The sequence below is a fragment of the Dermacoccus sp. PAMC28757 genome, assembly GCF_014302635.1.
Classification (GTDB): domain Bacteria; phylum Actinomycetota; class Actinomycetes; order Actinomycetales; family Dermatophilaceae; genus Dermacoccus; species Dermacoccus abyssi.
Genome location: NZ_CP060292.1, coordinates 1781537 through 1807133, shown reverse-complemented (window position 1 = coordinate 1807133; position 25597 = coordinate 1781537). Strand labels below are relative to the sequence as shown.

Genomic DNA, 25597 nt, shown 5'->3' with positions numbered 1-25597 from the left:
GATTCCTACTACGGTTGGGGCAGGACTCACACGGAGGAGAGAACATGAGCAACCCCATGGACCCCCAGAACAACCCGCAGCAGAACTACGGCAACCAGCCGAACTACGACGCGAACGGCCAGTCGCAGGCTCCCTACGGCCAGGGCGGCCAGGCTCCCTACGGTCAGCCCGGTCAGGATGTCTACGGTCAGCAGGCGCAGGGCGGCTTCGGCCAGCCCGGTGGCGCGCCGTACCAGGGCATGACGATGGAGAACAAGAAGGCCCTGCCGGCCCTCATCTGCTCCTTCCTCGGCCTCCTGTGCGGCATCCTCTCGATCGTCGGAATCGTCCTCGGCGTCATCGCCCAGAAGGAAATCCGCGAGAGCAACGGCATGCAGACGGGCGCTGAGAAGGCCAAGCTGGCCATCATCGTCGGCGCCGTCGTCACCATCCTCAACCTGGGTATCGGTATCTGGGTGGCCACTCAGGGCTGACCCCGGCACGAGCGACGAAGGGCTGCATCCGCAACGGATGCAGCCCTTCGTCATGTTCACATCAGGGATAGAAGGCCGCGCCGATCGGCAGGTTCCGATACAGCGAGAAGGCGACGCACACCGCGATCAGCACCGGCGCCACGACACCCCGCTGCACCGGGAACATCCACGGACGCGTGCTGCCGGTCCATCGATCCCGAACAACGCTGATCCACCACGCGAGCACCAAGGGCACGGCACTCACGAGGAGCGGATTGCTGAAGAAGGCATCGACGATACGCAGGTTGGTGAGGTCGTTCACGGCACGCAGGCCGCCGCAGAAGGGGCAAGCAAGACCGAACAGCGCGATGGACGGGCAGCGTCCCCACGACGCATCGACGTGAGGATCACGCAGGTACAGGAGGCCGGAGGCCAGCGCCAAGGAACCGGCGACGACGAACGGCCCCAAGAGACGGCGCTCCCGAGGGCGCTGGTCTCGAGCCACCATTGTTTCGGTCACCCCTCAACGCTACCTTTCACCTGCCGGCGGCCCGGCATCCCCTCCAGACCCGGAGAAACACGAAGCAGCCCTCCCACCTCGTCGAGGTGGGAGGGCTGCTTCGTCGGTGCACCGGCTCAGCGCGAACGGTCGGTGTCGACGATGTCGACGCGAACCGAACGGCCACCGGCCAGCGCGGAGACCACGGTGCGAAGGGCGGACGCCGTTCGACCGGAACGGCCGATCACGCGACCGAGGTCGTCCGGGTGGACGCGAACCTCGAGGAGTTCACCCCGTCGTCCGTCCTTGTGACGCACGACGACGTCGCCGTCATGGTCGACGATGCCCTTGACGAGGTGCTCCAGTGCTTCTTCGAGCACGAGGATCAGGCCTCTTCGGTCTTCTCGGCCTCAGCTGCGGGAGCCTCTTCGGCCTTCTCCTCAGCCTTGGCCTCGTCAGCCTTGGGCTCCTCGGCCTTGTCGGCCTTCTTCTTGGCCGTCGTGGCGCCGCCCTTGGAGGTGTCGGCGTTCTGAGCGGCCTTGAGAGCGGCTTCGTAGAGGGCCTTCTTGTCGGCCTTCGGCTCGGCCGTCTTCAGCGTGCCCTCGGCACCCGGCTCGCCCTTGAACTTCTGCCAGTCACCCGTGATCTTGAGGAGCGCGGCGACCTGCTCGGTCGGCTGCGCGCCGACGGAGAGCCAGTACTGCGCGCGCTCGCCGTCGATCTCGATGAGGCTCGGCTCTTCCTTGGGGTGGTACTTGCCGATCTCCTCGATGGCACGGCCGTCGCGCTTCGTACGGCTGTCCATGACGACAACGCGGTACTGGGGCTGACGGATCTTGCCGAGGCGCTTGAGGCGGATCTTGACTGCCATGGTGGCGGTCTCACTTTCTGTGTAGGTGAACCACGGCGAGACCGCTCGAGCGAACGGGCACGAGCGCAGCCTGACGCGAAGGAAATTTCGCGGATGACCGACGTCGACCGGCGTCCGAACGGGGAACCGTGATTCGGGGTAGGCGTGCATCCGGCCGATTGCCGGGCGCACGGGTACAGCTTCATTCTGCCAGAAGCGAGCCCACCCGCCGAATCCCCTCCCCTCCGTCAGCCGTCCTCGCGCGCGTGCCGCTCGAGGAACTGGTAGACCTCGGTGTCGTCGACGCCGGGGAACGTGCCGGGCGGCATGGCGGCGAGCAGGTGCGAGTGCACGCGAGCGCTCGGCCAGGAGCGACCGTCCCATCGGCTCGCAAGTTCCTGTGGAGGGCGCGTGCAGCACGACGGGTCGGGGCAGCGCGAGAGCGAACGCTCGGTCGTCTCCCGGCCGCGGAACCACTTGACGTGCTGGTAGGGCGTACCGACGTTGACGGAGAACAAGCCACTCGGCGTGCGGTCCACGAACGCCGAGCACCAGTACGTGCCCGAGCGCGTGTCCGTGTACTGCTGGTAGGAGCGCGACAGGTCGGGCTGATCGAAGACGGCGCGCGCCGTCCAGTGCTTGCACACGCGCTGGCCCTCGATCGCGCCCGTGGCGTCGGTCGGGAACTGGATGCCGTCGTTCTCGTACGCCTTGTAGATGACGCCGTCGGAGCTGATGCGCATGAAGTGCACGGGGATGTCGAGCACCTTCGTCGCGAGGTTCGTGAAGCGGTGCGCCGCCGTCTCGTAGGAGACGCCGTAGGCATCGCGCAGATCCTCGATGGAGATGTCCTTGGCCTCCTTCGCGTCGAGAAGGCGGCGCCCCACCTCCTTCTCCGGCATGAGCACGGCGGCGGCGAAGTAGTTGATCTCGACGCGCTGGGAAAGGAACTCCGCGTAGTCGGCCGGCACCTCGTGGTCGAGCACGAGATGACCGAGGGCCTGCAGGGCGAGAGACCGTGCGTCGTGCTGGCCGGCCTCCGGCTGCGGCAGATAGATGCGCCGGTTCGCGAGGTCGCTCACCGTCCGGGTTGAGCCGGGAAGATCCGAGGTGTGCACGAGCTGGTAGCCGAGGTGTTCGGCGATGCGGTCCACAGAGGCTCGCGAGACGGGCCCACCACGGTGCCCGACGTCGGAGAGCAACTGCGCAGCCGCGCCCTCGATGTCGGCGAAGTAGTTGTCGGCCTGCCTCATCCGGGTGCGCAGCTCGGCGTTCGCGCGCCGTGCGTGCTCGGGCGTCGCCGCCTGCTCGCTGCGCATCGCCGCCATCGCCTCGTGCATTCCGACGAGGGCCTCGAGCGCCTCGGTGGGCAGCCGCGGTCCGATGCGGACGCTCGGCAGCCCGAGCGAGGCGTACGTCGACGCCCGCTGCGCACGCTCCAGACGGATCTCGAGGGCCGCTCGCCGTGACGGCGGCGCCGTCGCGAGAAGGTCGGCGAGCGGCACGTCGAGCGCCTCGGCCAGCGACGTGAGGACCGAGAGCCTCGGCTCCCTCTTGCCGTTCTCGATGAGCGAGAGCGCCGACGGGCTCATGCCGATCGCCCCCGCCACGTCACCGAGGGTGCGCTCCGCCTGCTGACGCACGTGACGCAGGCGCCGGCCGATCGTCAGGGCGTCGGGGGCTGCCCGCTCCACGGGCGCCGCCTCCTCGGCCGCAGCACGGGCCGAGGCGAGCCGCCCTTCGCGCATCTTCTCGTTCATGACTCCACTTTCCGGCCTGCGTGACGGCCGTCACGCCAGCTTCGCGACGAAAGACGGCTCAAACTTGCTCAAAACGTAAATATTCGTCGATCTTTACTTGAAAAGTCTACCTACTTGTGCGTTCTTCTCGGTCAGAGTTGAGTCATCGATCCCCACCGGGCACCTACCAGGGCCCATAGAGGAAGGACTGGAGCCAATGACCTCCGAGCAGATCATCAAGACGATCGACGACCGCGCAGCCGCGATCCAGAAGGACTGGGACACGAACGAGCGCTGGAAGAACGTCGAGCGCGAGTACACCGCCCAGGACGTCGCTCGCCTCCAGGGCAACGTGCAGGAGGAGTTCACCCTCGCCAAGCGCGGTGCCGAGCAGCTGTGGGACAAGCTCCACACGGAGGACTTCGTCAACGCCCTCGGTGCGCTGACGGGTAACCAGGCCGTCCAGCAGGTCAAGGCCGGCCTCAAGGCCATCTACCTGTCCGGTTGGCAGGTCGCCGGTGACGCGAACCTCGCCGGTCAGACCTACCCGGACCAGTCGCTCTACCCGGCCAACTCCGTGCCGCAGGTCGTGCGCCGCATCAACAACGCGCTCATGCGCGCCGACGAGATCGAGTTCTCCGAGGGCACCAAGTCCGTCGACGAGTGGATCGTCCCGATCGTCGCCGACGCCGAGGCCGGCTTCGGTGGCCCGCTCAACGCCTACGAGCTCATGAAGTCCATGATCAACGCCGGTGCCGCGGGTGTGCACTGGGAGGACCAGCTCGCGTCGGAGAAGAAGTGCGGTCACCTCGGTGGCAAGGTGCTCATCCCGACGAAGCAGCACGTTCGCACGCTGAACGCCGCCCGCCTCGCCGCCGACGTCTCGAACGTCCCGTCGGTCGTCATCGCCCGTACGGACGCCGAGGCCGCGACGCTCATCACCTCCGACGTCGACGAGCGCGACCAGCAGTTCCTCACCGGTGAGCGCACCAACGAGGGCTTCTACAAGGTTCGCAACGGCATCGAGCCCTGCATCGAGCGCGCCAAGGCCTACGCGCCCTACGCCGACCTCATCTGGATGGAGACGGGTACGCCGGACCTCGAACTGGCCAAGAAGTTCGCCGAGGCCGTCAAGGCCGAGTACCCGGACCAGATGCTGGCCTACAACTGCTCGCCGTCGTTCAACTGGCGCAAGCACCTCGACGACGAGACGATCGCGAAGTTCCAGAAGGAGCTCGGCGCGATGGGCTTCAAGTTCCAGTTCATCACCCTCGCCGGCTTCCACGCCCTCAACTACTCGATGTTCGACCTGGCTCACGGCTACGCCCGCGAGCAGATGACGGCGTACGTCGACCTGCAGGAGCGCGAGTTCGCCTCGGAGAGCCGCGGCTACACGGCCACGAAGCACCAGCGCGAGGTCGGCACGGGTTACTTCGACCTGGTCTCCACGACTCTCAACCCCGAGTCGTCGACGACCGCCCTCAAGGACTCGACGGAGAGCGCTCAGTTCTGATCGCCACCGTCTGAGTAAGACCAACCCCCGCCTGTGCGGCCACCTGGCTCCGACCGCACGGGCGGGGGTTCACTTTCCACCCCGTCCAGCACCCGAACCCGCTCCACGAGGGCCTGCGTATCGGGGATGATGGGTTTCACCGTTCCACCCGCGACGCCCGACGGCGTTGCCCCCGCGCTTCTTCGAAGGAGGGCCCCATGAGCTCTTCACCCACCGTCCGCGGCCGGATGCACCCGGGCTTCGACGAGATCCTCACCCCCGACGCCCTCGCGTTCCTGGCACGCCTCGACGGCGAGTTCGCCGGACGTCGCGCCGACCTACTCGCGCAGCGTCGCGCGCAGTCGCGTCGCATCAACCGGGGAGCCGACCTCGACTTCTCCCCCGAGGAGATCGCCGCGCGTGAGGACGACTCGTGGAGCGTCGCACCGATCGCTCCGGGCCTCGCGGACCGCCGCGTCGAACTCGTCGCGCCGGTGACGCGCAGCCACGTCGAGCACGCCATGGCCTCGAACGCGTCCACCTGGCTGGCCGACCTCGAAGACGCCACGGCGCCCACCTGGTTCAACCTCATCGACGGTCAGATCGTCCTGCGTGACGCGGTGCGCGCCTACGCGGCCCGCCCGCAGATCAAGCGCCCGACGCTCATCATGCGCCCGCGTGCCTGGCACCTGTGCGAGAAGCACATCACGATCGACGGTCGCCCGATCTCGGCCACGCTCGTCGACTTCGGCCTGTACTTCTTCCACAACGCGAAGGCGCTCATCGAAGCCGGCTACGGCCCGTACTTCTACCTGCCGAAGATCGAGTCCGGTGCCGAAGCGCGCCTGTGGAACGACATCTTCAACGCGGCCCAGGACGCCCTCGACATCCCGCGCGGCACGGTGCGCGCCACCGTCCTCATCGAGACGCTGCCCGCAGCGTTCGCGATGGAGGAGATCCTCTTCGAGCTGCGCGAGCACGCCTCGGGCCTCAACGCGGGCCGCTGGGACTACATCTTCAGCTACGTGCGCACCTTCGCCCACCGCGGTGACGAGTACGTGCTGCCCGACCGCGAGCGCATCACGATGACGACACCGTTCATGCGCACGTTCACCGACCTGCTCGTCGCCACCGCCCACAAGCGCGGCACGCACGCCATCGCGGCGCCGGCGGCGAACAACCCGACGGTTCAGGACGAGGAGCGCCGTCACCGCGCGCTCAACGTCGTGCACGCCGAGAAGGAGCGTGAGGCCGAGGAGGGATTCGACGGCTCCTGGGTGGCGCACCCGGCCATGGTCGACACCGTGATGTCGGCGTTCACGCACGTGCTCGGCGACAAGCTCGACCAGATCGAGGTCAAGCGCACGCCGCGTCACGACGCGCACGCGCTCGTCAGCCTCGAAGGCACGATGCAGACCACGAGCCTGCACGGTGTGCGCAGCAACGTCAGCGTCGCCCTGCAGTACCTCGCCGCGTGGATCGACGGCCAGGGCGCCGTCGCCATCGGCAACTACATGGAGGACGCCGCGACGACCGAGATCTGCCGTGCGCAGCTGTGGCAGTGGATGCACCACTCGACGCAGCTCGCCGAAGGTCCGCAGGTCTCGCGTGCCCTGCTCGAGCGCCTCATCGACGAGGAGATGATCAAGCTCAAGCGCGGCGCCGACGCCGACATTCAGTTGCGTCTCGACGAGGCCCGTGAGGTGCTCGAGCGTTCGGCCCTGACCGACGAACTTCCCGGGTTCTTCACGAACTACGCCTACGTGCGGTTCCTCCTCGACGAAGGCCTGCGCATGCCGCGCGGCATCGACGCCGAGGACCTGCGTCAGTCGGAGAAGGTTGCCGGCGACGCGGCCTGATCGACAGGTGGTAGACAAGGGGATGTGCCGAGAAGTCGGCACATCCCCTTGTCTATGCCCCGAGTGAAAGGCACCTTCCGATGATCTTCATCGTCGTCAAGTTCGACGTCCGCCCCGAGCACGCCGAGACGTGGATGGACCACGTCGCAGCGTTCACCGAGGCCACCCGCGCCGAGAGCGGCAACCTGTGGTTCGACTGGAGCCGCAGCGTCGAGAACCCGAACGAGTACGTGCTCGTGGAAGCGTTCAAGGACGACGCCGCAGAGGCACACGTGAACTCCGAGCACTTCAAGACGTTCACCGCCGAGACGCCCGACAAGCTCACCTCCACGCCGCGCATCATCAGCCGCCAGATCGACGGCGAGGGCTGGGACGAGATGGGCGAGATCAGCGTCGACTGACGGGCCTCGACAACCCCTCAGACGAGACGCGGGCGCAGCCGGAGAGCCGCCCGCGTCACGTCTGCCGGGTTGCCGCTGATGCTCGCGACGATGTCGTCACCGCGAGCGACGGTGGCGCCCGCACGCAACAGCGCGTCGTGGGCGGCCTCCGCGTCGCCGTCGGCCGACCACACGACGGGCGCCGCTGCGTACCGGGCCGTCGTGAGGGCGGCGTCGAACGGCACGTCGACGAGGGCCACTCCCCCGAGTTCGCGTGCGACCGCGAAGACCGTAGCGGCCGGCGTGCCCGGCCCGCACACGATGACGCCCGTCGGCAGATCGTTCGCGGCGTGCGGCGCCGCGGGCCATTCCTCGCGCGTCACGGCGAACGAGTCGTGATCGAACCACGCGCTCCGACCCCCGAGACCGTCGGCCAGCCAGAGCATCCGGCGAATCGTGCGCTCGCGACGGAACCCCAGGGAGCGCAGGAGGCCGGCCGACGTGTCGTTGCCGATGCGCACGTTCGCCTCGAGGCGATGAAGCCCCATACCTTGGGGCGCCTGACGTAGCACGATGCCGACGACGAGGGCCATCCCCTCGCGGAACAGACCGGTACCGACGTAGGGATCGAACGCGTTGTAGCCCATGGTGGCGCTCATGAAACGGCCGTGGACGACATTCGTCACGTTGACGCAGCCCACGAGCCCCGCCTCGTCACCTGTCACCCGGGCAGCGTCCTTGGCGCGGATGAGAAACGTGCGGTGCGTGGCCGACTGCGCCGCGAGGTGGTGGACGAGGTCGTCCGGGTTGACCGGGTTCCAGCGGCCGATCCGAGACGCTGACCGTGTCATCGCCTCCCGGTACGGCGCGATGTCACCACCCGTCGCCACACTGACGTGGACACGCTCACCGTCGGCGACGAGGAGGCGCCCGTCGTCCTCACTCAACGACGCGTCCGCGCAGGATGACGTGCGTGGGCGCGGCGAGCACGCGAACGTCGTCGCGCGGGTCGCGCTCGTACTGCACGAGGTCAGCGGGAGCACCCTCGACGAGCGCTTCGTGGCCCAGCCATTCGCGGGCGCCCCACGTCGCCGTGCCGATGGCCTCGGTCGTGCTCATCCCGACGTTGAGCATCTCCTCCACCTCGCGGGCGACGAGACCGTGGGGCAACTGCCCGCCGGCGTCGGTGCCCGCGAAAATACGCAGGCCTGCATCACGAGCCGCCCCGATGGTCTCGTAGCGGCGGGCGTGCAGGTCACGCATGTGAGCGGCGTAACCGGGGAACTTCTTCTCCCCCGCCTGCGCGAAGCTCGGAAAGTTGTCGAGGTTGATGAGCGTGGGCACGATCGCGATGTCGCGCTCGGCGAACATCGCGATGGTCTCCTCGGTGAGGCCGCTCGCGTGTTCGATGCAGTCGATGCCGGCTTCGGCGAAGTCGACGAGCGACTGCTCACCGAAGCAGTGGGCCGTGACGCGAGCGCCTTCCTCGTGGGCTGCGTCGATCGCCGGTGTGAGGGCCTCCTTGGGCCAGCAGGGCGCGAGGTCGCCGGCGTCGCGGTCGATCCAGTCGCCGACGAGCTTCACCCAGCCGTCGCCGCGGCGGGCTTCCTGACGCACGTAGGCGACGAGGTCCTCCGGCTCGATCTCGTGGGCGAAGTTCTTGATGTAGCGCTTCGTGCGCGCGATGTGACGTCCGGCGCGCACGATGCGCGGCAGGTCCTCGCGATCGTCGATCCAGTGGGTGTCGACCGGTGAACCGCAGTCGCGCAGGAGGAGAGCGCCGGCCGCTCGGTCCGCGAGAGCATGCGCCTCGGCGTTCTCCGGTGCCCCACCGTGCGCCTCGAGGCCCACGTGGCAGTGGGCGTCGACGAGACCGGGAAGGAAGATGCCTTCCAGCCGCGCCGCGTCGGCGGTGGCTGCCTTCTCAGGGGTTTCGAACGTGATGCGTCCGTCGATCACCCACGCTTCGGCCACTTCGTCATCGGGGCCACGCAGGACGCGACCGGTCAGGTGCAGGACGGTGTCGCTCATGCTCGTGACCCTAACGGGAGCCACCGACCCAACGGGCGAGTAGGTGCGATGTTCCTCACGTTGTCCGCCCATTTTCGCCGAGTGGCGGCGACGTGTGGAGGGCCTTCCCAGGCGTGAGCCGTATTCTGAAGAGATGTCCGGTTCTGTGGTTCTCGTGCATGGTGTGCGCTCTTCGCGCACCATGTGGCGACCCCAGATCAAGCGCCTGACGAAGCGAGGCTTCCACGTCGTCGCGCCTGATCTTCCCGGTCACGGCGAGCGTCAGGACGAGGAGTTCTCGCTCGCTGCGGCGTTGGCCACCATCGACGAGGCCGTCGCGTCGTGCCCCGAGCCGCCGATGCTCGTCGGGTTGTCACTCGGCGGCTACCTGTCGCTGCAGTACGCCGCCACCACGCAGCGTCCCCTACGCGCCGTAACGGTGGCGGGGTGCACCGCCGTCCCGAACCGCTTCCTCGCGGTGGCGTTCGGCGCCTACCTCTCCTGGCGGGACCGGCTTCCCGGCAGCGCGGACGACAGCGTTCTCGCCGCCTTCGCGAAGGCCAACTCACCCAAGGCCGCGCGCCACTACTACGGCGGCGGTCGTGCGAAGGCTCACGTCGTGGCGCCCGTCATGCGCGCGCTGGGGCGCCTCGACGTTCTCGAGGCGATCGGCTCGATCGACGTGCCCGTGACGATCATCAACGGCCGCCGTGACGAGTTCCGCATCCACGAGCGTCGCTTCCTCGCGGCCAACGACGCGGCCCGTCTCGTCGTGCTCGACGACGCCGGTCACATCTCGAACCTCAACCGGCCCAAGCGCTTCACTAAGGAGCTGCGGGCGGCGTTCGAGCGCGCCGAGCGCCCGCCCCTCGTCGTCGCGTAGCCGACAATTCCTTCACCGGCTGTCCCCGAGCTGGGACGGCGAGGGCCGACCACTTCGTGTGTGGTCGGCCCTTCACGGTCATGCAGCGCTCTTCGCGCGATCAGTCCTTGTCAGCGCCCGGGCCGAGGAATTTCTCGAAGCCCTTGGGCAGCTTCATATTGGAGTAGTCGGGCTCTTCCTTCATCTGCCCGAACGCGTTCTCCATGGCCTGGTTACGGGCGGCATCGGCCTTCTTCGCTGCCTCCGCTTCCTGCTGCGCGCGCTTGGCCGGGTTACCGCTCTTGCCCTTCTTCTTGGGCTGGCTCTTGCCGCGCTTGCCGCCACCGGCACCCATGCCCGGCATCCCGGGCATTCCCGGCATGCCGCCGCCGTTCTTCAGCTGACGCATCATCTTCTGCGCCTGGCCGAAGCGCTCGAGCAGCTGGTTGACCTCGGAGACGCTCACGCCCGAACCGCGCGCGATACGCGCACGGCGCGAACCGTTGATCTGCTTGGGGTTGTTGCGCTCGAACGGCGTCATCGAGTGGACGATGGCCTCGACCCGGTCGAACTCGCGCTCGTCGAGCGCGTTGAGCTGGTCACGCATCTGGCCCATGCCCGGCATCATGCCGAGCAGGCCCTTGATGTTGCCCATCTTCTTGATGGCCGACATCTGCTGGAGGAAGTCGTCGAACGTGAAGTCCTCGCCGCCGGAGAACTTGCGCGCCATCTCGGCGGCTTGGCGCTTGTCGAACGCGCGCTCGGCCTGCTCGATGAGCGTGAGGACGTCACCCATGTCGAGGATGCGCGACGCCATGCGGTCGGGGTGGAAGACCTCGATGTCCTTGACGCCTTCACCCGTGGAGGCGTACATGATCGGGCGACCCGTGATCGAGGCGACCGACAGCGCGGCACCACCACGGGCGTCACCGTCGAGCTTCGACAGGACGACACCGGTGAAGTCGACGCCGTCCTGGAACGCCGTCGCCGTCTCGATGGCGGCTTGACCGATCATCGCGTCGATGACGAACAGCACCTCGTGCGGGTTGATCGCCTCACGGATGTCGGCGGCCTGCTGCATGAGGTTCTCGTCGACGGCCAGACGGCCGGCGGTGTCGACGATGACGACGTCGTACTGACGCAGCTTGGCCTGGTTGACGCCGGCCTGCGCGACCCACACCGGGTCGCCGTACGAGCGCGTGCCCTCGGCGTTCTCCGAAACGGCGTCGTGGCCGCCCTCGTTGCCGCGCTCCGGCGAGAACACCGGTACACCGGCACGCTCACCGACGACCTCCAGCTGACGCACGGCGTTCGGACGCTGGAGGTCGGCGGCCACGAGCACCGGGAAGTGGCCCTCGTCGCGCAGACGGCGGGCCAGCTTGCCGGCGAACGTCGTCTTACCCGAACCCTGCAGACCAGCGAGCATGATGACCGTCGGGCCCGACTTGGCCATGTTGAGGCGCCGCGTCTGGCCACCGAGGATCTCCACGAGTTCCTCGTTGACGATCTTGACGACCTGCTGACCCGGGTTGAGCGCCTGGCTCACCTCGGCGCCCAGCGCGCGCTCGCGCACGCCACGGGTGAACTGCTTGACGACCGGCAGGGCCACGTCCGCATCGAGCAGCGCCATCCGGATGTCGCGGATGGTCGAGTTGATGTCGGACTCGGTCAGGCGCCCCTTGCCACGAAGATTCGTGAAGGTGGCTGTCAGACGGTCGGAAAGGCTGTTGAACACCGGTTTAGGTTACCCGCTCGCCCCGGGCGCCGTCAGATCGACACCGTGGGACCGCACCTGCGGCGCACCGTGAGCGTTCTGCTCGTTCACCGAGAGCGCAGGGCGCCTCGAACGGCATCGAGCGCACAATCGAGCGCCTGAGGATCCAGCGTCCCAGCGTCAGCTGCCCTCACCGTGAAGACGTCGACCGCCCGGCCCGCGCTGGTCATGACGCTCGCACCGACGAGCGCCACGCCGCACGCCGCGAGGGCGCGTCCCACGTCGAAGAGGAGCCCGACGCGGTCGGGCGCGCGCACTTCGATCCGCTGCGCGTCCTCTGCGGACGACATACGTCGCACGAGAACGTCGCTCGGCCGCTCTGACCCGGCGTGAGCCCGGCTCGCGGGAACGTCCAGGGCACGAAGAGGCGTGCGTTCTCCATACCGGAGCGCGCGCAGGGCTCTTTCGAGCTCCGTGACGTCTGGCAACTCCCCGTGCGGCGCCTCGACCGACCACCGATCCAGGGCCAGCCCCTCTCGCGTCGTGATCGCAGCAGCGACGACCCTCAGTCGTCTCAGGGCCAGGAGCCCGGCCGTGTCGGCGAAGAGTCCGGGCCGGTCGATGTCGACGACCGTGAGAACAGCTGAGCGCACGTCCGTGCGCTCGACCTGAAGCACGACATCCCCGTCACGAACCCTCTGCGCGTCCTGTGCCGTCGGCTCCCAGCCGACCCACGGATTCGAGGTGGCGACCTCGTGTGTCAGCTGTGCCTCCACGCGCCGCACGAGATCTGCCACGAGACCCGCACGCCACGAGGTCCACGCTCCGGTACCGGTGGCCACGGCGTCGGCTTCGGTGAGCGCGGCAAGAAGCTGGAGCACCTGCTCCTGACCGGCGACGGCCTCGATGACGACATCAGCCGTGCGCGGATCGTCAGGGTCGCGTCGAGTGGCGCACTCGTCCAACGTGAGGTGGTGGCGCACGAGCCGTTCGACGACCGCGGCGTCGTTCGCATCGAATCCCATCCGCTCGCAGATGGCCCGGGCGACGGGGGCACCCTCGACACTGTGGTCCCGCTGACCAGACACCTTGCCGATGTCGTGAAGGAACGCCGCGACGACGAGGAGATCCGGACGAGCCACCCTCACGAGCAGTGGCTCGCAGGCCGCGCACGCCTCGATGAGGTGGCGGTCGACGGTGAAACGGTGAAGCGCGTTTCGCTGGGGGCGTGATCGGATCGACGCCCACTCCGGAAACCACGCGTCGATCACGCCGATGCGGTCGAGGTCCTCCCACACGTCGACGAGGCCCGCACCGGAGGCGAGCAGCTCGACGAAGGCCTCCCGCACCGGCGCCGGCCAGGGCGTGGGAAGGCGGGGAAGGTCAGAGGCGAGCTTCGCGGCCGTCGCCGGAGCGATACGCATTCCTCGACGCGCTGCCTGCGTGGCCGCGCGAAGGAGCTGCACGACGCCCGGCTCACGCGGTGAGCCACCGAGCACGACTTCCCCGTCGTGGAGGAAGAGGCCGTACCCCAGCGGCGTCAGGCGCGGGCGACGCGGCCCCACCCGAAGACCCCGCGCACGCTGTGCCTGCGAGGCAGAACGAACCGCGGTATCGCGCACATGCGCCACGGCGCGCCCCGCGTCAACGACCCGGGTGAGCAGTTCGTCGGCATCCTGCAGACCGAGGAGCTGGGCCACGGCATCCTGGTGCTGCAGTCCCAGAGTCGCGCGCCCCCGCTCGGTCACCACCTGCAGCGCGTCGCGAACGTCCAGCAAAGTCGTTCGAGCCGGATCAAGAGCCGCCCGCTGCGGATCTGCGAGCCAGGCCGTCGTCAAGGCATCGATGAGCAGGAGGTCGCGCAGACCACCACCGGACTCCTTGAGATCAGGCTCCAAAGTCCCCGAAACAGCCGCGAAGCTCGCGTGCCTCGCCTCGAGGGATTCGAGCACCTCCGGAAGTCGCTTGCGGGCTGCGGCGCGCCAGTCCACGCCAACACTCTGGCGCACCCCTGCCACAAGGGTCGCGTCGCCCGCCACGGGCGCGAGATCGAGCATCCCCACCGCAGCGGCAAGATCACCTGAGGCGGCCTTTCGGCATTCGGCGAGCGTGCGAACCGAATGGTCGAAACGCACACCGGCGTCCCACAGCGGGTACCAGAGGCCGTCGGCCAGCCGGCTGAGACGCTCGGCTCCCACTCGACCGGTGTGCACCAGGACGAGGTCCACGTCACTGAGCGGGCCGGCCTCCCCCCTGGCCTGCGAGCCGACCACGGCAAGCGCAACGTCTGTCGTGCCGGAGGAGAAACCCGCAGCCGAGATCGCCTCCTGCCATACCTGCTCGAGGTAGCCCTGGGCGTGCTCGGCGAGACGGAGCCGGCGAGCACGCCCGGCGCCCGGACTGCTGAATCCCAGTGCCGTGGCGAGTTCGAGGCGCTCGGTGTAGTGGGCGGAGGCCAGGACCATCAGTTCTCTGCCCACGACGTGCAGCCGGCCGAGGTCACAGCGCCGCCGGACCCGTCTCACCTGTGCGAACTCGCACGACGTCCTCAACCGGCACGGTCCACACCTTGCCGTCGCCGATGCGTCCCGTCTGCGCGGCACGCACGACGGCGTCGACGACGGCGGGCGCGTCGGCGTCGTCGATGACGACCTCGATGCGCAGCTTCGGCACGAAGTCGACGCTGTACTCGGCGCCGCGGTAAACCTCGCTGTGGCCGCGCTGGCGGCCGTAGCCGCTGACCTCGCTCACCGTCATCCCGGCGATGCCATAGGCCTCGAGGGCTTCCTTGACGTCGTCGAGCTTGAACGGCTTGATGATGGCGGTGACGAGTTTCATGCCTGCACTCCTCGCGGGTCGTTGTGTTCTGCGCCGGTGGTGCTGCCACCGAGGGGGCCGTGGCCGGACGGCAGCAGGCCGTGGCCGACGCGGGTACCGGAGGCGAACCCACCGAAATCGTAGGCGGATTCGGCGTGCTCGGCGGAGTCGATGCCCGCGAGCTCGTCGTCGTGGTCGATGCGCCAGCCCATCGTCGCCTTGAGGGCGAAACCGATGACGGCGGTGAGCACGCCCGTGAACGCGAGGCAACCGAGCGCGATGACGATCTGCACGACCGTCTGCTCGTAGCCCTTGCCGTAGAGCAGGCCGTTCGTCGTCGACAGCAGGCCGGCGCCGATCGTGCCCCACAGGCCGGAGACGAGGTGGACGCCGACGACATCGAGCGAGTCGTCCAGGTTGAACTTGAACTTCAGGCTGACGGCCAGGGCGCTGAGGATGCCGGCGACCGCGCCGAGGATGAGCGAGCCGACGGGGCTGAGCGCACCACAGGCGGGGGTGATCGCGACGAGACCGGCGACGACGCCGGAGGCGGCACCGATGGACGTCGCCTCACCGTCCTTGATCTTCTCGACGGCGAGCCAACCGATCATCGCCGCACACGTCGCGGCGGTCGTGTTGACCCACACGAGGGCGGCCGAACCGTCTGCGGCGAGCTCGGAACCCGCGTTGAACCCGAACCAGCCGAACCAGAGCAGACCGGCGCCGAGCATGGTCAGCGGCACGTTGTGGGGGCGCATGGGCACGCGGCCAAAACCGGCGCGGCGCCCGACGATGAGGGCGAGGACGAGGCCCGCCATGCCTGCGTTGATGTGGACGACGGTGCCGCCCGCGAAGTCGATCGGTGCGAACGTGGCCTTGCCGTCGGTCGAACCGAACATCGTCGCGGCGACGCCCTGGTCGGTGCCGCCGAGTAACCCGCCGCCCCACACCATGTGCGCGATCGGGAAGTACACGATCGTCGCCCAGATCGCGGAGAAGACGAGCCACGTCGAGAACTTCACACGGTCGGCGATGGCGCCGGAGATGAGCGCGACCGTCAGGCCCGCGAAGGTGAGCTGGAAGCCCACGAACGCGAGCTCGGGGATGTTTCCGTAGCCCTCGTACCCGAACGAGTTGAACACGTCGGCGACGTTGTGCAGACCGAACTTGTCACCCGGGTTCGCGATCAGCCCGGCGATGTCGTGGGTGCCGAACGACATCGAGTAGCCGTAGAGCACATAGATGATGCCGACGACGCCGAGGGCGCCGAACGACATCATCATCATGTTGAGCACCGACTTGGAGCGCGTCATCCCGCCGTAGAACAACGCCAGCGCGGGCGTCATCATGAGCACGAGCGATGCGCACAAGAGGACGAATGCGGTGGCCGCATAGTCGAGTTTCGGGGCGGTCTCTGCCGCCAGAAGGTGTGCGTTCATGCTCAGTGATCCTGCCCTCGCCACGTTTCAGCATGCGGCTCGCGATGTTTCGCCCATGTTTCGGATGCGGCGCTGACGTGAAATCGCGGTCACATCCTCAGGGTATGCACGCCATGCGAGACGTTTCGTGTCGAAGCGTGGACGCACGAGCGCCCACCGGCCGTGACTGCGGGTGGGCGCTGCGGGGCTCGAGACCGGCCTGCTCAGTCGAGCACCGCGTTGACGTACGCCTCCGGGTCGAAGGGCGCCAGGTCGTCAGGGCCCTCACCGAGACCGACGAGCTTGACCGGCACGCCCAGCGCCCGCTGGACGTTGACGACGATGCCACCCTTGGCCGTGCCGTCCAGCTTCGTCAGCACGACACCGGTGACGTCGACGGCCTGACCGAAGACCTCCGCCTGACGCATGCCGTTCTGACCCGTCGTCGCGTCGAGGACGAGGAGCACCTCATCGATGGGGCTGCGCTTCTCGACGACGCGCTTGACCTTCGTCAGCTCGTCCATGAGGCCGACCTTGTTGTGCAGGCGGCCGGCGGTGTCGATGAGCACGACGTCGCACTCCCCCTCCTGGCCGGCCTTGACGGCGTCGAACGCGACGGCGGCCGGGTCGGCGCCTTCCTTGTCCGAACGGACCGTGGGAACGCCCACGCGCCCACCCCAGGTCTCGAGCTGGTCGGCAGCGGCGGCGCGGAAGGTGTCAGCGGCACCGAGGATGACGTCCTTGTCCTCGGCGACGAGAACACGCGCGAGCTTGCCGACCGTGGTCGTCTTGCCTGTGCCGTTGACGCCGACGACGAGCACGACCGCGGGGCGGTCTCCGACGCGGCTGGCCGCGATACGACGGTCCATGTCGGGGCCCACCTGCGCGAGCAGTTCCTCGTGGAGCCACTGCGAGACGGTCTCCTCGTCGGTGGCACCGTGCACGGAGATGCGCTTCTTGAGGTTGTCGACGATCTCCGTCGTCGCCTCGACACCCAGGTCGGCACGAAGCAGCGTGTCCTCGACGTCCTCCCAGGCCTCGTCGTCCAGCGTCCCGCCGGAGAGCAGGCCGAGGAGGCCCTTGCCGAGGGCCGTGTTCGAACGGGAGAGGCGCTCACGCAGGCGCACCATGCGACCACGGGCGGATTCGGGCTTCTCGAGTTCACGGGTCTCGGCCGCCGTCGAGCTCGCGGCTTCCTCGTCGGCCTCGACGTCGAACGGGTTGGTCTGCGTGGCCTCCGCCTCGGTGAGCGGGCGGTCCTCATCGACCGTCTCACCCGTGGCGGGTGCGGCTTCCGCCGGCTTCGTCGGCTCTGCGACGTCGGCCGTATCGGTTGCGGTAGGAGCATGCGTTGCGTTTTCGGGCTTCGGCGCCTGGTTCTTCGCCGGTGCGGGTTCGGCCGTCTTCGACGTGTCGATCCGCATGCCGCTGCTCGGCTTGTACTGCGTTTTCTTGGCGACCGGCCGCTCGATCGGCGTCTGCTCGGTCTTCGGCGGCACCTTCGGCGCCTTGCGCGAACGACCGCGGACGAGACCGACGACGCCCGCCACCCCTGCGAGCAGGGCAACGACTACGACAGCAAGAATTTCCCAGAGCTGATCCACGGCCCCATCATTGCAAACCTCACCGACAACCGGCCATCGGGAGGCAGCGGCTCACTCAGCGTTCGGGTCGGCGTGCACGCTCGGAACGTGCCACCCCGGCCGAAGCACTCTCGCCGGACTTCGCGGGCTTCTTGGTCGCGCCGGCCTCGCCGGCCGCACGCTTCACGGGGCCTCGACTCCGGCCAACCGGCGCGTCGTCGGAGAGCCGGAAGAGACGTTCACCGCGCGGCGTGAACATGCTCCGCCCCGCACGGCGGGCCGGCAGCGCCACGATGCCCACGACGAAGAGGGCGAGCGCGACGGCAAGCGTCATACCAAGAACGAGCCAGAACACCGTGTCTCCTCATGTGTGCGGGGTGCCTCACGATTGTGACCGGCGCACTCACCGATTGCCAGTTGCCACGCGGACGGCTCAGGCGCTGTCACGCGTTCTCCTACGGAACACGGACGTCGCCCAGCCGCTGGGAGACCACGGTCGTCACGCCGTCGCCACGCATCGTCACACCGTAGAGCGCGTCCGCGACCTCCATCGTCCGCTTCTGGTGCGTGATGACGATGAGTTGGCTCGAGTCGCGAAGCTCTTCGAACAGGGTGATGAGTCGCCCGAGGTTCGCGTCATCGAGCGCGGCCTCGACCTCGTCCATGATGTAGAAGGGGCTCGGTCGCGCCTTGAAGATCGACACGAGCAACGCCACCGCCACGAGCGAACGCTCTCCACCGGACAGCAGCGACAAGCGCTTGATCTTCTTGCCCGGCGGGCGGGCCTCGACGTCGAGGCCGGTGGTCAGCATGTCGTCCGGGTCGGTGAGGACAAGTCTCCCCTCACCGCCCGGGAACAGCCGCGAGAAGACGCCTTCGAACTCGCGTGCCACGTCGTGGAAGGCTTCGGTGAACACCTGCTCGACGCGTGCATCGACCTCGTCCACGATGGACATCAGGTCCTTCTTCGAACCGCGCAGGTCGGCGAGCTGCTCGGTGAGAAAGGTGTGGCGCTCCTCGAGCGCGGCGTACTCCTCGAGCGCGAGCGGGTTGACCTTCCCCAACTGCTTGAGGTCGCGCTCGGCCCGCTTGAGTCGCTTCTCCTGCACGTTTCGCTCGAAGGGCACCGGCTCCGGCGTCTCCTCCCCCTCGGCGACTGGTTCGAGGTGCGGGACAAGCTGATGCGGCCCGTACTCCTCGACGAGCACGTCCGGGTCGATGCCGAGTTCGTCGCCAGCTCTCGTTTCGAGCGCCTCGATGCGCAGTCCCTGCTGCGCACGGGCCACCTCGTCGCGGTGCACCGAGTCGGTGACCTCCCGCAGGGCGTCCGCCTGCTCCTGAGCCCGCTGGCGGGCGGCCTTGAGTTGCGCCTCGCGTTCTCCCTTGGCCTGCGCCTCGGCGTCACGCAAGTGCACGAGCCGTTCGAGGGCGCGACGGACGTCGGCCGAGGCCGACTCGGCGTGCGAGCTCACCGTCCGTGCCACGCGCGCAGATTCCTCGCGCCTGCGTCGCCTCACCTCGGCCCGCTCGCGCGCCGCGAGCTCAGATCGTGCGGCCGCTTCGAGCGACTCCGCCCGACCCGAGAGCGCCCGTGCCCGTTCCTGGCGGGTGCGCAGCGTCAACCGGTGTTCGGTCTCCGCCGTTCGGGCGGATGCTGCGAGCGCCGCCAGGCGGTCTCGTTCGGCCACCGACGGTTCCTCGTCGCTCGGCTCTTCCTGGGCGTGAGCAAGCCGTAGCTCGAGTTCTTCGAGTTCGCCGCGGTTCGCTTCGAGCGCCACGCGAGCCTGCTCGATGGAACTACGGATACGCTCTCGCTCGTGATCGGCTGCGGCGATCGTCTGGTGATGACGCGCCAGCTGCTCCGCGGTCGAGTCGATCTCGGCGTCGCTCTCGGAGAGCCGGTCCGCCGTCGCGTCGGCGGCCGCTTGTGCCTCACGAAGCGGCCCGGCGATCTCGTCCAGTTCCGTGGCGAGGTCACGTTCGCGCTCTGCTTGTGCCTGGCTGTCACGCCGCGCGTCGTCCAATGCAGCGCGCAGTTCGAGCGCTGAACGCCCCGGACGCCCCCCTCCGCGCACGAAGGTAGGTGCATAGACGTCGCCGTCCGCAGTGACCGCACGCGCGCCGCTCGCCACAACGGCAAGTGCCGCCTCAGTGTCGGGGACGAGCGCGAGCCTGTCCACGAGGACGGCGACGGCGGCCGCGAGGTGGTCCGGCACGGTCACCACGTCACGTACCCAGACCGCGCCGTCGGGCAGTTCCGGCCAGGCGCCGGAGTCGGGGGCGCTCGCTCCGGCGACGACGAGGCCGACCCGACCCCCCTCGTGATCACGCAGATGCCCGAGGAGACGCGCGGCGTCCTCGTGCGACGCGATGACGAACGACTCGGCCGCCCACCCGAGCGCGACGGAGACGGCCGCTTCGTGGCCCGGTTCGACCTGAAGAGCTTCGACGAGTTCACCGCCGAGGCCTGCGGCGTCGTCGGGGAGGTTCTCACGGGACGCCCCGGCCGAACCCAGGGACATCTCGAGGGCCTCGGCACGGGCTGAGGCGGCGCCACTTCGTTGCGACGCGGTGTTGCGCGCGTCGCGCAGTTCGCGGCGTCGCTCGTCGAGCTCCGCCAGTCGCGACGTGGCTTCCTCGGCCGCCGCGTTGACGGCCTCCTCGCCCGACTCGAGCTCCGCGAGGCGTGCCTGCAGAGTTTCGACCTCACGTCGAGCTTCGTCGACGCGCTCCGACGATCCGCCCAGAGTGCCGCGCAATCGACCGATCTCGGCCTCACCTGCCTCGACGCGAGAACGTCGAGCCTCCACTTGACCGTGAAGCTTGGCGAGGCCCTCTCGGCGGTCGGCGGCAGCGCGCGCGAGGCGCACGATCCGCTGCTGCTCCCCCTGGTGAGCCTGCTCGGCTTCCTCGCGGGTGCGAACGGCCTCGTCGACGGCCTTCTGTGCTTCATCGGCCTGAGCCTGGAGTTCGAGCTCCTCCCCTCGCACACGCTCGGCCTGCCGTCGCAGCTGCTCGGGATCGCGACCCGAATGCGACGGTTCGTCGTCGGCCGCCATGAGGCGTACGCGCTCGCTCGCCAAACGGGCGGTCGCATCGAGTTTTTCCGCAAGGGACGTGAGCGAGTACCACTGCTGCTGGAGCGCGTCGAGTGCGGGAGCCTTGCGGGCCGCGTCGTCCTCGAGTTCGGAGACAGCGCGTTTCGCCTCGGCCACGGAAGCCTCGAGCCGCGTGCGACGTTCGACGAGCGCCTTCTCGTCGGCGAGGTCGGCCTCGAGACCCGCACGCTGCTGGACGAGATCGTCCGCCAAGAGGCGAAGGCGAGCGTCGCGCACCGTCATCTGGATAGACCGTGCCCGACGCGCCGTCTCCGCTTGTCGTCCGAGCGGCCCGAGTTGACGACGCACCTCGGCCGTCAGATCGGCGACGCGGGTCAGGTTTCCTTCCATCCCCTCGAGCTTGCGCAGCGCCTTCTCCTTGCGCCGGCGGTGCTTGAGGACGCCCGCGGCCTCCTCGATGAAGCCGCGCCGCTCCTCCGGGGTAGCTCGCAGGACGGCGTCGAGCTGGCCCTGGCCGACGATGACGTGCATCTCGCGGCCGATACCCGAATCCGAGAGGAGCTCCTGGATGTCGAGGAGCCGGCAAGGCGTGCGGTTGATCGCGTACTCCGAGCCGCCGCCACGGAACATCGTGCGGCTGATCGTCACCTCGGTGTAGTCGATGGGCAACGCGCCGTCGGAGTTGTCGATCGTCATCGTCACCTGGGCGCGCCCGAGCGGCTGACGCCCGGAGGTTCCCGCGAAGATGACGTCGTCCATCTTGCCTCCGCGCAAGCTGCGCGCACTTCCCTCGCCCATGACCCAGGCGAGAGCGTCGACGACGTTGCTCTTGCCCGATCCGTTCGGGCCGACGATGCAGGTGATGCCCGGCTCGAGGACGAGGTCGGTTGCCGAGGCGAACGACTTGAACCCGCGCAGGGTCAACGACTTGACGTACAAGCGGCTACCTCACGAACGAGCCGTGAGCACGAGCGGGCCGTCGCCCGTCACGGCGACGGTGTGCTCGCTGTGAGCGCCGCGGGAGCCGTCGACGCTGCGCAACGTCCAGCCGTCGGCATCCTGAACGAGTTGATCAGTGCCGGCCATGAGCCACGGCTCAATGGCGATGACGAGACCCTCTCGCAGCTTGAGCCCACGCCCCGCGCGCCCGTCGTTGGGCACATGCGGCTCGCCGTGCATGGTGCGGCCGACGCCGTGGCCACCGAACTGCGTGTTGACGCTGTATCCCGCACCGTGACACACGTCCGCAATGGCAGCCGAGATATCACCGAGCTTGCCGCCGGGGCGGGCCTGTTCGATGCCGGCGGCAAGGGCGCGCTCGGTCGTCTCGATGAGACGCAGATCTTCGTCGCGCGGCGTGCCCACAACGACCGAGAGCGCGGAATCACTCACCCAGCCGTCCAACGAGGCTGCGAAGTCGACCGAAAGGAGGTCGCCGTCGGCGAGGGTGTAGTCGTGCGGCAGGCCGTGAAGAACCGCTTCGTTGACGCTCGTGCACAACACCTTGCCGAAGGGGCTCGCGCCGAAACTCGGGTGATAGTCGATGTAGCACGACTCGGCTCCGGCATCCTTGATCATGCGGTGAGCGAGCGCGTCGAGCTCGAGCAGATTGACGCCCACGTCCGCGGCCTCACGCAGAGCGGTGAGGACGGAGGCGACGAGCCGACCGGCAGGCTTCATCTCGTCGAGTTCACGGGGCGTTCGCAGTTCGATCACGATCCAACGGTAGTGGAGAGCGACGACAGCCTCCGCCACCGGCAGACGTTGTCAGGACGAGAACGCGACCAAGTCGACGGAAAACGACTCCTCCTCCGGTCAAATCCAAGGTGCTGGCCATAATGAGGTGGCTTGCGCCACAATCCAATCCGTGATTGGACGCATGCCCAATAATGACTCGTTGCGGCCCCGCCTGCTGCTCAGCGGCGCGCTGCGGCAAGTTTCGTGTGGGCTCCACTGCATCGGATCGACGATGCTCGCGCTCACACTCGTTCTCGCCGGCCCCATCCTCGTGATTGTCGGCATTCACCGTGCCCTCGAGGCCGCATTCGGGCGCTCGGTCATCCCCGGCTGGCACCCCAAGCATGCAGAATCGCTCCTCGTCACATTCCTCGCTCTCGCAGCATCAACGTCGGTGGCCGCCGCGTTGCTCGCCACGAGTTGGGGCCTTCACGCGGCGAGGCGCCGCCTGTGTCCTTCCCCGAGCGGCCCGAACTCTCCACGTCCCCCGCAACGACGCTCGGGCGGGACGTTTCCGGCGCAAGCACGCGTGCTGCTGGTTCCGTTCACGAACGGCTCACTGACCCCTGCCCCTACGTCGAGGCAGACCGCTACACCCCGCGTCCGCGGGGATCAGCGGGGCGGCTTCTGACAGGTCGGGCAGAAGTGTGACGAGCGGTTCATGAACTGCTCGCGCACGATGAGCGTTCCGCACCGCCGGCACGGCTTGCCCTGCTGGCCGTAGGCGTCGAGGGAGCGGTCGAAGTAGCCGCTCGCGCCGTTCACATTGACGTACAGCGCATCGAAGCTCGTGCCCCCTTGGGCGAGCGCTTCGCGCATGACGTCCTGCGCTCCCGTCAACAGGTCGACCAACTGACGCTTCGTCACCTTCGAGCCCAGCCGCCTGCCGTGAACGCCCGAGCGCCACAGCGCTTCGTCGGCATAGATGTTGCCGATACCGCTCACCACACCCTGGTCGAGAAACATGCGCTTGACGGCGACGTCCTTGCGTCGCATGAGACGCGCGACCGCTTCGGCGTCGAAGGCGTCCTCGAGCGGATCTGGTGCGATGTGCGCGATTGTGCTCGGCACCTCACGTCCGTGCGCCACCGTCAGCTCGTCGAGATAGAGCCCACCGAAGGTTCGCTGGTCGACGAAGCGCATCTGCATCGGCGCAGCGTCAGATGCGTCGCCGTCGAGGTCGAACACGGCGTGCGCGTGCTTCTCCATCGGCGCATCCGCCGCCTCGACGAGAATCTGACCACTCATGCCGAGGTGGACGACGAGGGCGTCGCCCTCCCCCGCGAACGTCAGCCACAGGTACTTGCCGCGCCGCTCGGCCGACTCCACACGGCGTCCGCGCAGGACGTCGGCCAAGTGATCTGGGCCCGGCACGTGCCGGCGCGCGACCCGTGCTCCGGTGACCCGAGACGTGACGAAGGCCTGGCCGACCACGTGGTCGGCCAGGCCTCGACGTACGACTTCGACTTCGGGGAGCTCAGGCATCGGAACGCGGCGAGACGTCCGCTTCGGCATCGGCTACCGCCTCTGCCGTCGGGACGCCGGAGTTCTTCGCCGCCTCCTCTCGCAGGCTCACCCATGCGTTCTCGGCGGCGAGCATCTCTGCGCTCTTCTTGTTCCGCCCGGTGCCGATGCCGAGCACCCGCTCGTCGACGACGACCTTCGCGGTGAACACCTTGTCGTGATCGGGGCCTTCGCCCTCGACGACGTACGCGGGCGCGCCGAGGCCGGCGGCCGCAGTGGCCTCCTGCAACGACGTCTTCCAGTCGAGCGCCGCGCCGAGGCTGGCCGTCCGTGACATCAACGGGTCGATGAGGTGATGCACGATCCGCCGTCCGGCCTCGATGCCGCCACACAGGAACACAGTGCCGATGACGGCCTCTGTCGTGTCAGCGAGGATCGAGTCCTTCGTCCGGCCGCCCGTGGCGAGTTCACCGCGTCCGAGCAGCAGATAATCGCCGAGGTCGAGCTCACGCGCCACCTCTGCGAGGGCCCGCGAATTGACGACGGCGGCCCGCTGCTTGGCCAACTGCCCCTCGGGAGCGTCGGGGTGGTCGCCGAAGAGCGTCTCGGTGACGACGAGACCCAGCACGGCGTCGCCGAGGAACTCCTGGCGTTCGTTGTGCGGGATTCCGCCGTTCTCGTACGCGAACGAGCGATGGGTCAGGGCACGACGAAGCAGCGGCTCATCGACGTCCGTACCCGAGATCTCACTGAGTTCTCGGGCCAGATCGCCGACGGGCCGCTGCGTAGCGTCAGCCGCCGACCGCTTCGAGCTTTTCTTGCCCACGGTCTGGCGAGTGAGGCCGGTCAGGCCTGGTGCTCGGTGCGCTCCGCGGCGCCGTAGTGACGGCCGTTGTACGTGCCGCACGACGGGCACGCCATGTGCGCCTGCTTGTTCGCGCCACACGACGGGCACGCCTGCAGAGCGACCGGCGTCGCCTTCCAGTTGGCTCGGCGCGAGCGGGTGTTGGCGCGCGACATCTTCCGCTTGGGGACAGCCACGTCAGTTCCTCTTCTCGTCGTGTGCCGGATCGGCGTCGGCCAGGTTGGCCAGTGCCGACCAGCGGGGGTCGATAGCTTCGTGGTGGTGGTCAGGATCGTCCGCGAGCCGGGCGCCGCATTCGGCACACAACCCGGGGCAGTCCTCGCGACACACCGGTTGGAACGGCAGTGAAGGCACTACCGCATCCCTCAGCACGGGCTCGATATCGGCGTCGTCGCCGTCGAGCTCGGGCAGTTCGTCCTCGTCATCGCCGCCGGCCACCTCACGGTGGTGCGCGGCACGCTCGGCGTAAGCGAACAGTTCCTGAAAGTGAACGTCAACAGGAATGCTGACGTCGTCCAGGCACCGCACGCAGGCGCCGGTCGCCGTCGCTTCGACCTCACCGGTGATGAGGACGCCCTCCATCACGGCTTCGAGACGCAGGTCGAGCCCCATGTGCTGACCTTCTTCGATGCCGATGACGTCGGTGCCGAAGTCGGCCGGAGTCGCGACATCACGATGCAGACGCAGAGAATTACCGGGTCGGCGACCGAGTTCCCTGGTGTCAATCACCAGAGGTCGGCGCGAATCAACCTGGTTCATTACCCTGCCGTCTTCGTGAGTCGTGTCTTCGATCGCTT

23 protein-coding genes are annotated in these 25597 nt (G+C 68.2%); 5 read left to right on the top strand and 18 right to left on the bottom strand.

Translation table 11 applies throughout. The annotated features are described in order from the left end of the window. Window positions 1–44 precede the first annotated feature (44 nt). Window positions 45–473, top strand: a complete 429-nt coding sequence (locus H7F30_RS08660) for a DUF4190 domain-containing protein (protein WP_187034603.1) — start codon at window positions 45–47, stop codon at window positions 471–473. A gap of 61 nt (window positions 474–534) precedes the next feature. On the opposite strand, the gene H7F30_RS08655 is transcribed toward H7F30_RS08660, so the two are convergent. The 4 genes from H7F30_RS08655 to H7F30_RS08640 all read right to left on the bottom strand — a co-directional run bounded on the left by H7F30_RS08655 (window position 535) and on the right by H7F30_RS08640 (window position 3561). Next, window positions 535–972 carry a DUF2752 domain-containing protein gene (locus H7F30_RS08655; RefSeq protein WP_082128826.1) on the bottom strand — a complete coding sequence of 146 codons (438 nt, stop codon included), beginning with the start codon at window positions 970–972 and terminating at the stop codon, window positions 535–537. Window positions 973–1088: 116 nt separating this feature from the next. Next, window positions 1089–1331 carry an RNA-binding protein gene (locus tag H7F30_RS08650; RefSeq protein WP_047311979.1) on the bottom strand — a complete coding sequence of 81 codons (243 nt, stop codon included), beginning with the start codon at window positions 1329–1331 and terminating at the stop codon, window positions 1089–1091. A 5-nt stretch (window positions 1332–1336) separates the two neighbouring features. Then, complete coding sequence (gene rpsP / locus H7F30_RS08645) at window positions 1337–1822, bottom strand: 30S ribosomal protein S16 (protein WP_047312203.1); 486 nt, start codon at window positions 1820–1822, stop codon at window positions 1337–1339. Window positions 1823–2049: 227 nt separating this feature from the next. Then, entirely contained in the window at window positions 2050–3561 is a 1512-nt protein-coding gene (locus tag H7F30_RS08640) for a helix-turn-helix transcriptional regulator (RefSeq protein WP_047311978.1), read from the bottom strand. Between the two features lie 196 nt (window positions 3562–3757). On the opposite strand from H7F30_RS08640, the gene aceA reads away from it, so the two are divergent. The 3 genes from aceA to H7F30_RS08625 all read left to right on the top strand — a co-directional run bounded on the left by aceA (window position 3758) and on the right by H7F30_RS08625 (window position 7292). Next, complete coding sequence (gene aceA, locus H7F30_RS08635) at window positions 3758–5053, top strand: isocitrate lyase (RefSeq protein ID WP_129665214.1); 1296 nt, start codon at window positions 3758–3760, stop codon at window positions 5051–5053. Between the two features lie 197 nt (window positions 5054–5250). Further along, window positions 5251–6891, top strand: a complete 1641-nt coding sequence (aceB, locus tag H7F30_RS08630; protein WP_047311976.1) for a malate synthase A — start codon at window positions 5251–5253, stop codon at window positions 6889–6891. Between the two features lie 80 nt (window positions 6892–6971). Further along, window positions 6972–7292: a putative quinol monooxygenase gene (locus tag H7F30_RS08625; RefSeq protein WP_187034601.1), complete on the top strand. Its 321-nt coding sequence runs from the start codon at window positions 6972–6974 to the stop codon at window positions 7290–7292. A gap of 17 nt (window positions 7293–7309) precedes the next feature. On the opposite strand, the gene H7F30_RS08620 is transcribed toward H7F30_RS08625, so the two are convergent. Together H7F30_RS08620 and H7F30_RS08615 are read right to left on the bottom strand one after the other, a co-directional pair. Continuing rightward, on the bottom strand, window positions 7310–8218 hold the full coding sequence (locus H7F30_RS08620; RefSeq protein WP_222617791.1) for a GNAT family N-acetyltransferase: 909 nt from the start codon (window positions 8216–8218) through the stop codon (window positions 7310–7312). After that, the gene (locus tag H7F30_RS08615) at window positions 8211–9302 is read right to left on the bottom strand and encodes an amidohydrolase family protein (RefSeq protein ID WP_187034600.1); all 1092 of its coding nucleotides are present in this window, start codon (window positions 9300–9302) and stop codon (window positions 8211–8213) included. The genes H7F30_RS08620 and H7F30_RS08615 overlap by 8 nt, the downstream gene beginning before the upstream one ends. Window positions 9303–9435: 133 nt before the next feature. Between H7F30_RS08615 and H7F30_RS08610 the strand changes: the two genes are divergently transcribed. Beyond that, window positions 9436–10164 (top strand): alpha/beta fold hydrolase, encoded by a 729-nt coding sequence (locus H7F30_RS08610; protein WP_187034597.1) that lies wholly within the window; start codon window positions 9436–9438, stop codon window positions 10162–10164. A 100-nt stretch (window positions 10165–10264) separates the two neighbouring features. Here H7F30_RS08610 and ffh read toward each other — a convergent pair whose 3' ends face one another. From ffh to H7F30_RS08550, 12 genes are all read right to left on the bottom strand, one after another. After that, complete coding sequence (gene ffh, locus H7F30_RS08605; RefSeq protein ID WP_187034595.1) at window positions 10265–11878, bottom strand: signal recognition particle protein; 1614 nt, start codon at window positions 11876–11878, stop codon at window positions 10265–10267. 86 nt (window positions 11879–11964) lie between these two features. Next, window positions 11965–14322 (bottom strand): [protein-PII] uridylyltransferase, encoded by a 2358-nt coding sequence (locus H7F30_RS08600; protein ID WP_187034593.1) that lies wholly within the window; start codon window positions 14320–14322, stop codon window positions 11965–11967. A gap of 34 nt (window positions 14323–14356) precedes the next feature. Beyond that, on the bottom strand, window positions 14357–14695 hold the full coding sequence (locus H7F30_RS08595) for a P-II family nitrogen regulator (protein WP_187034591.1): 339 nt from the start codon (window positions 14693–14695) through the stop codon (window positions 14357–14359). After that, entirely contained in the window at window positions 14692–16113 is a 1422-nt protein-coding gene (locus tag H7F30_RS08590) for an ammonium transporter (RefSeq protein ID WP_187034589.1), read from the bottom strand. The genes H7F30_RS08595 and H7F30_RS08590 overlap by 4 nt, the downstream gene beginning before the upstream one ends. A 203-nt stretch (window positions 16114–16316) precedes the next feature. Further along, a complete protein-coding gene (ftsY, locus tag H7F30_RS08585; protein ID WP_047311968.1) occupies window positions 16317–17696 on the bottom strand; it encodes a signal recognition particle-docking protein FtsY in 1380 nt (459 codons plus the stop codon). 55 nt (window positions 17697–17751) lie between these two features. Next, complete coding sequence (locus H7F30_RS08580) at window positions 17752–18030, bottom strand: hypothetical protein (RefSeq protein WP_129665195.1); 279 nt, start codon at window positions 18028–18030, stop codon at window positions 17752–17754. 100 nt (window positions 18031–18130) lie between these two features. Beyond that, window positions 18131–21673, bottom strand: a complete 3543-nt coding sequence (gene smc, locus H7F30_RS08575) for a chromosome segregation protein SMC (RefSeq protein ID WP_187034587.1) — start codon at window positions 21671–21673, stop codon at window positions 18131–18133. Between the two features lie 9 nt (window positions 21674–21682). Next, complete coding sequence (gene map, locus H7F30_RS08570) at window positions 21683–22450, bottom strand: type I methionyl aminopeptidase (protein WP_187034585.1); 768 nt, start codon at window positions 22448–22450, stop codon at window positions 21683–21685. A gap of 633 nt (window positions 22451–23083) precedes the next feature. Next, on the bottom strand, window positions 23084–23956 hold the full coding sequence (gene mutM / locus H7F30_RS08565) for a bifunctional DNA-formamidopyrimidine glycosylase/DNA-(apurinic or apyrimidinic site) lyase (protein ID WP_187034583.1): 873 nt from the start codon (window positions 23954–23956) through the stop codon (window positions 23084–23086). Further along, on the bottom strand, window positions 23949–24761 hold the full coding sequence (gene rnc / locus H7F30_RS08560) for a ribonuclease III (RefSeq protein WP_187034582.1): 813 nt from the start codon (window positions 24759–24761) through the stop codon (window positions 23949–23951). The genes mutM and rnc overlap by 8 nt, the downstream gene beginning before the upstream one ends. A 20-nt stretch (window positions 24762–24781) precedes the next feature. Further along, entirely contained in the window at window positions 24782–24976 is a 195-nt protein-coding gene (gene rpmF, locus H7F30_RS08555; protein WP_047311963.1) for a 50S ribosomal protein L32, read from the bottom strand. Between the two features lies 1 nt (window position 24977). Then, a complete protein-coding gene (locus tag H7F30_RS08550; RefSeq protein WP_187037943.1) occupies window positions 24978–25559 on the bottom strand; it encodes a DUF177 domain-containing protein in 582 nt (193 codons plus the stop codon). Window positions 25560–25597: the final 38 nt, after the last annotated feature.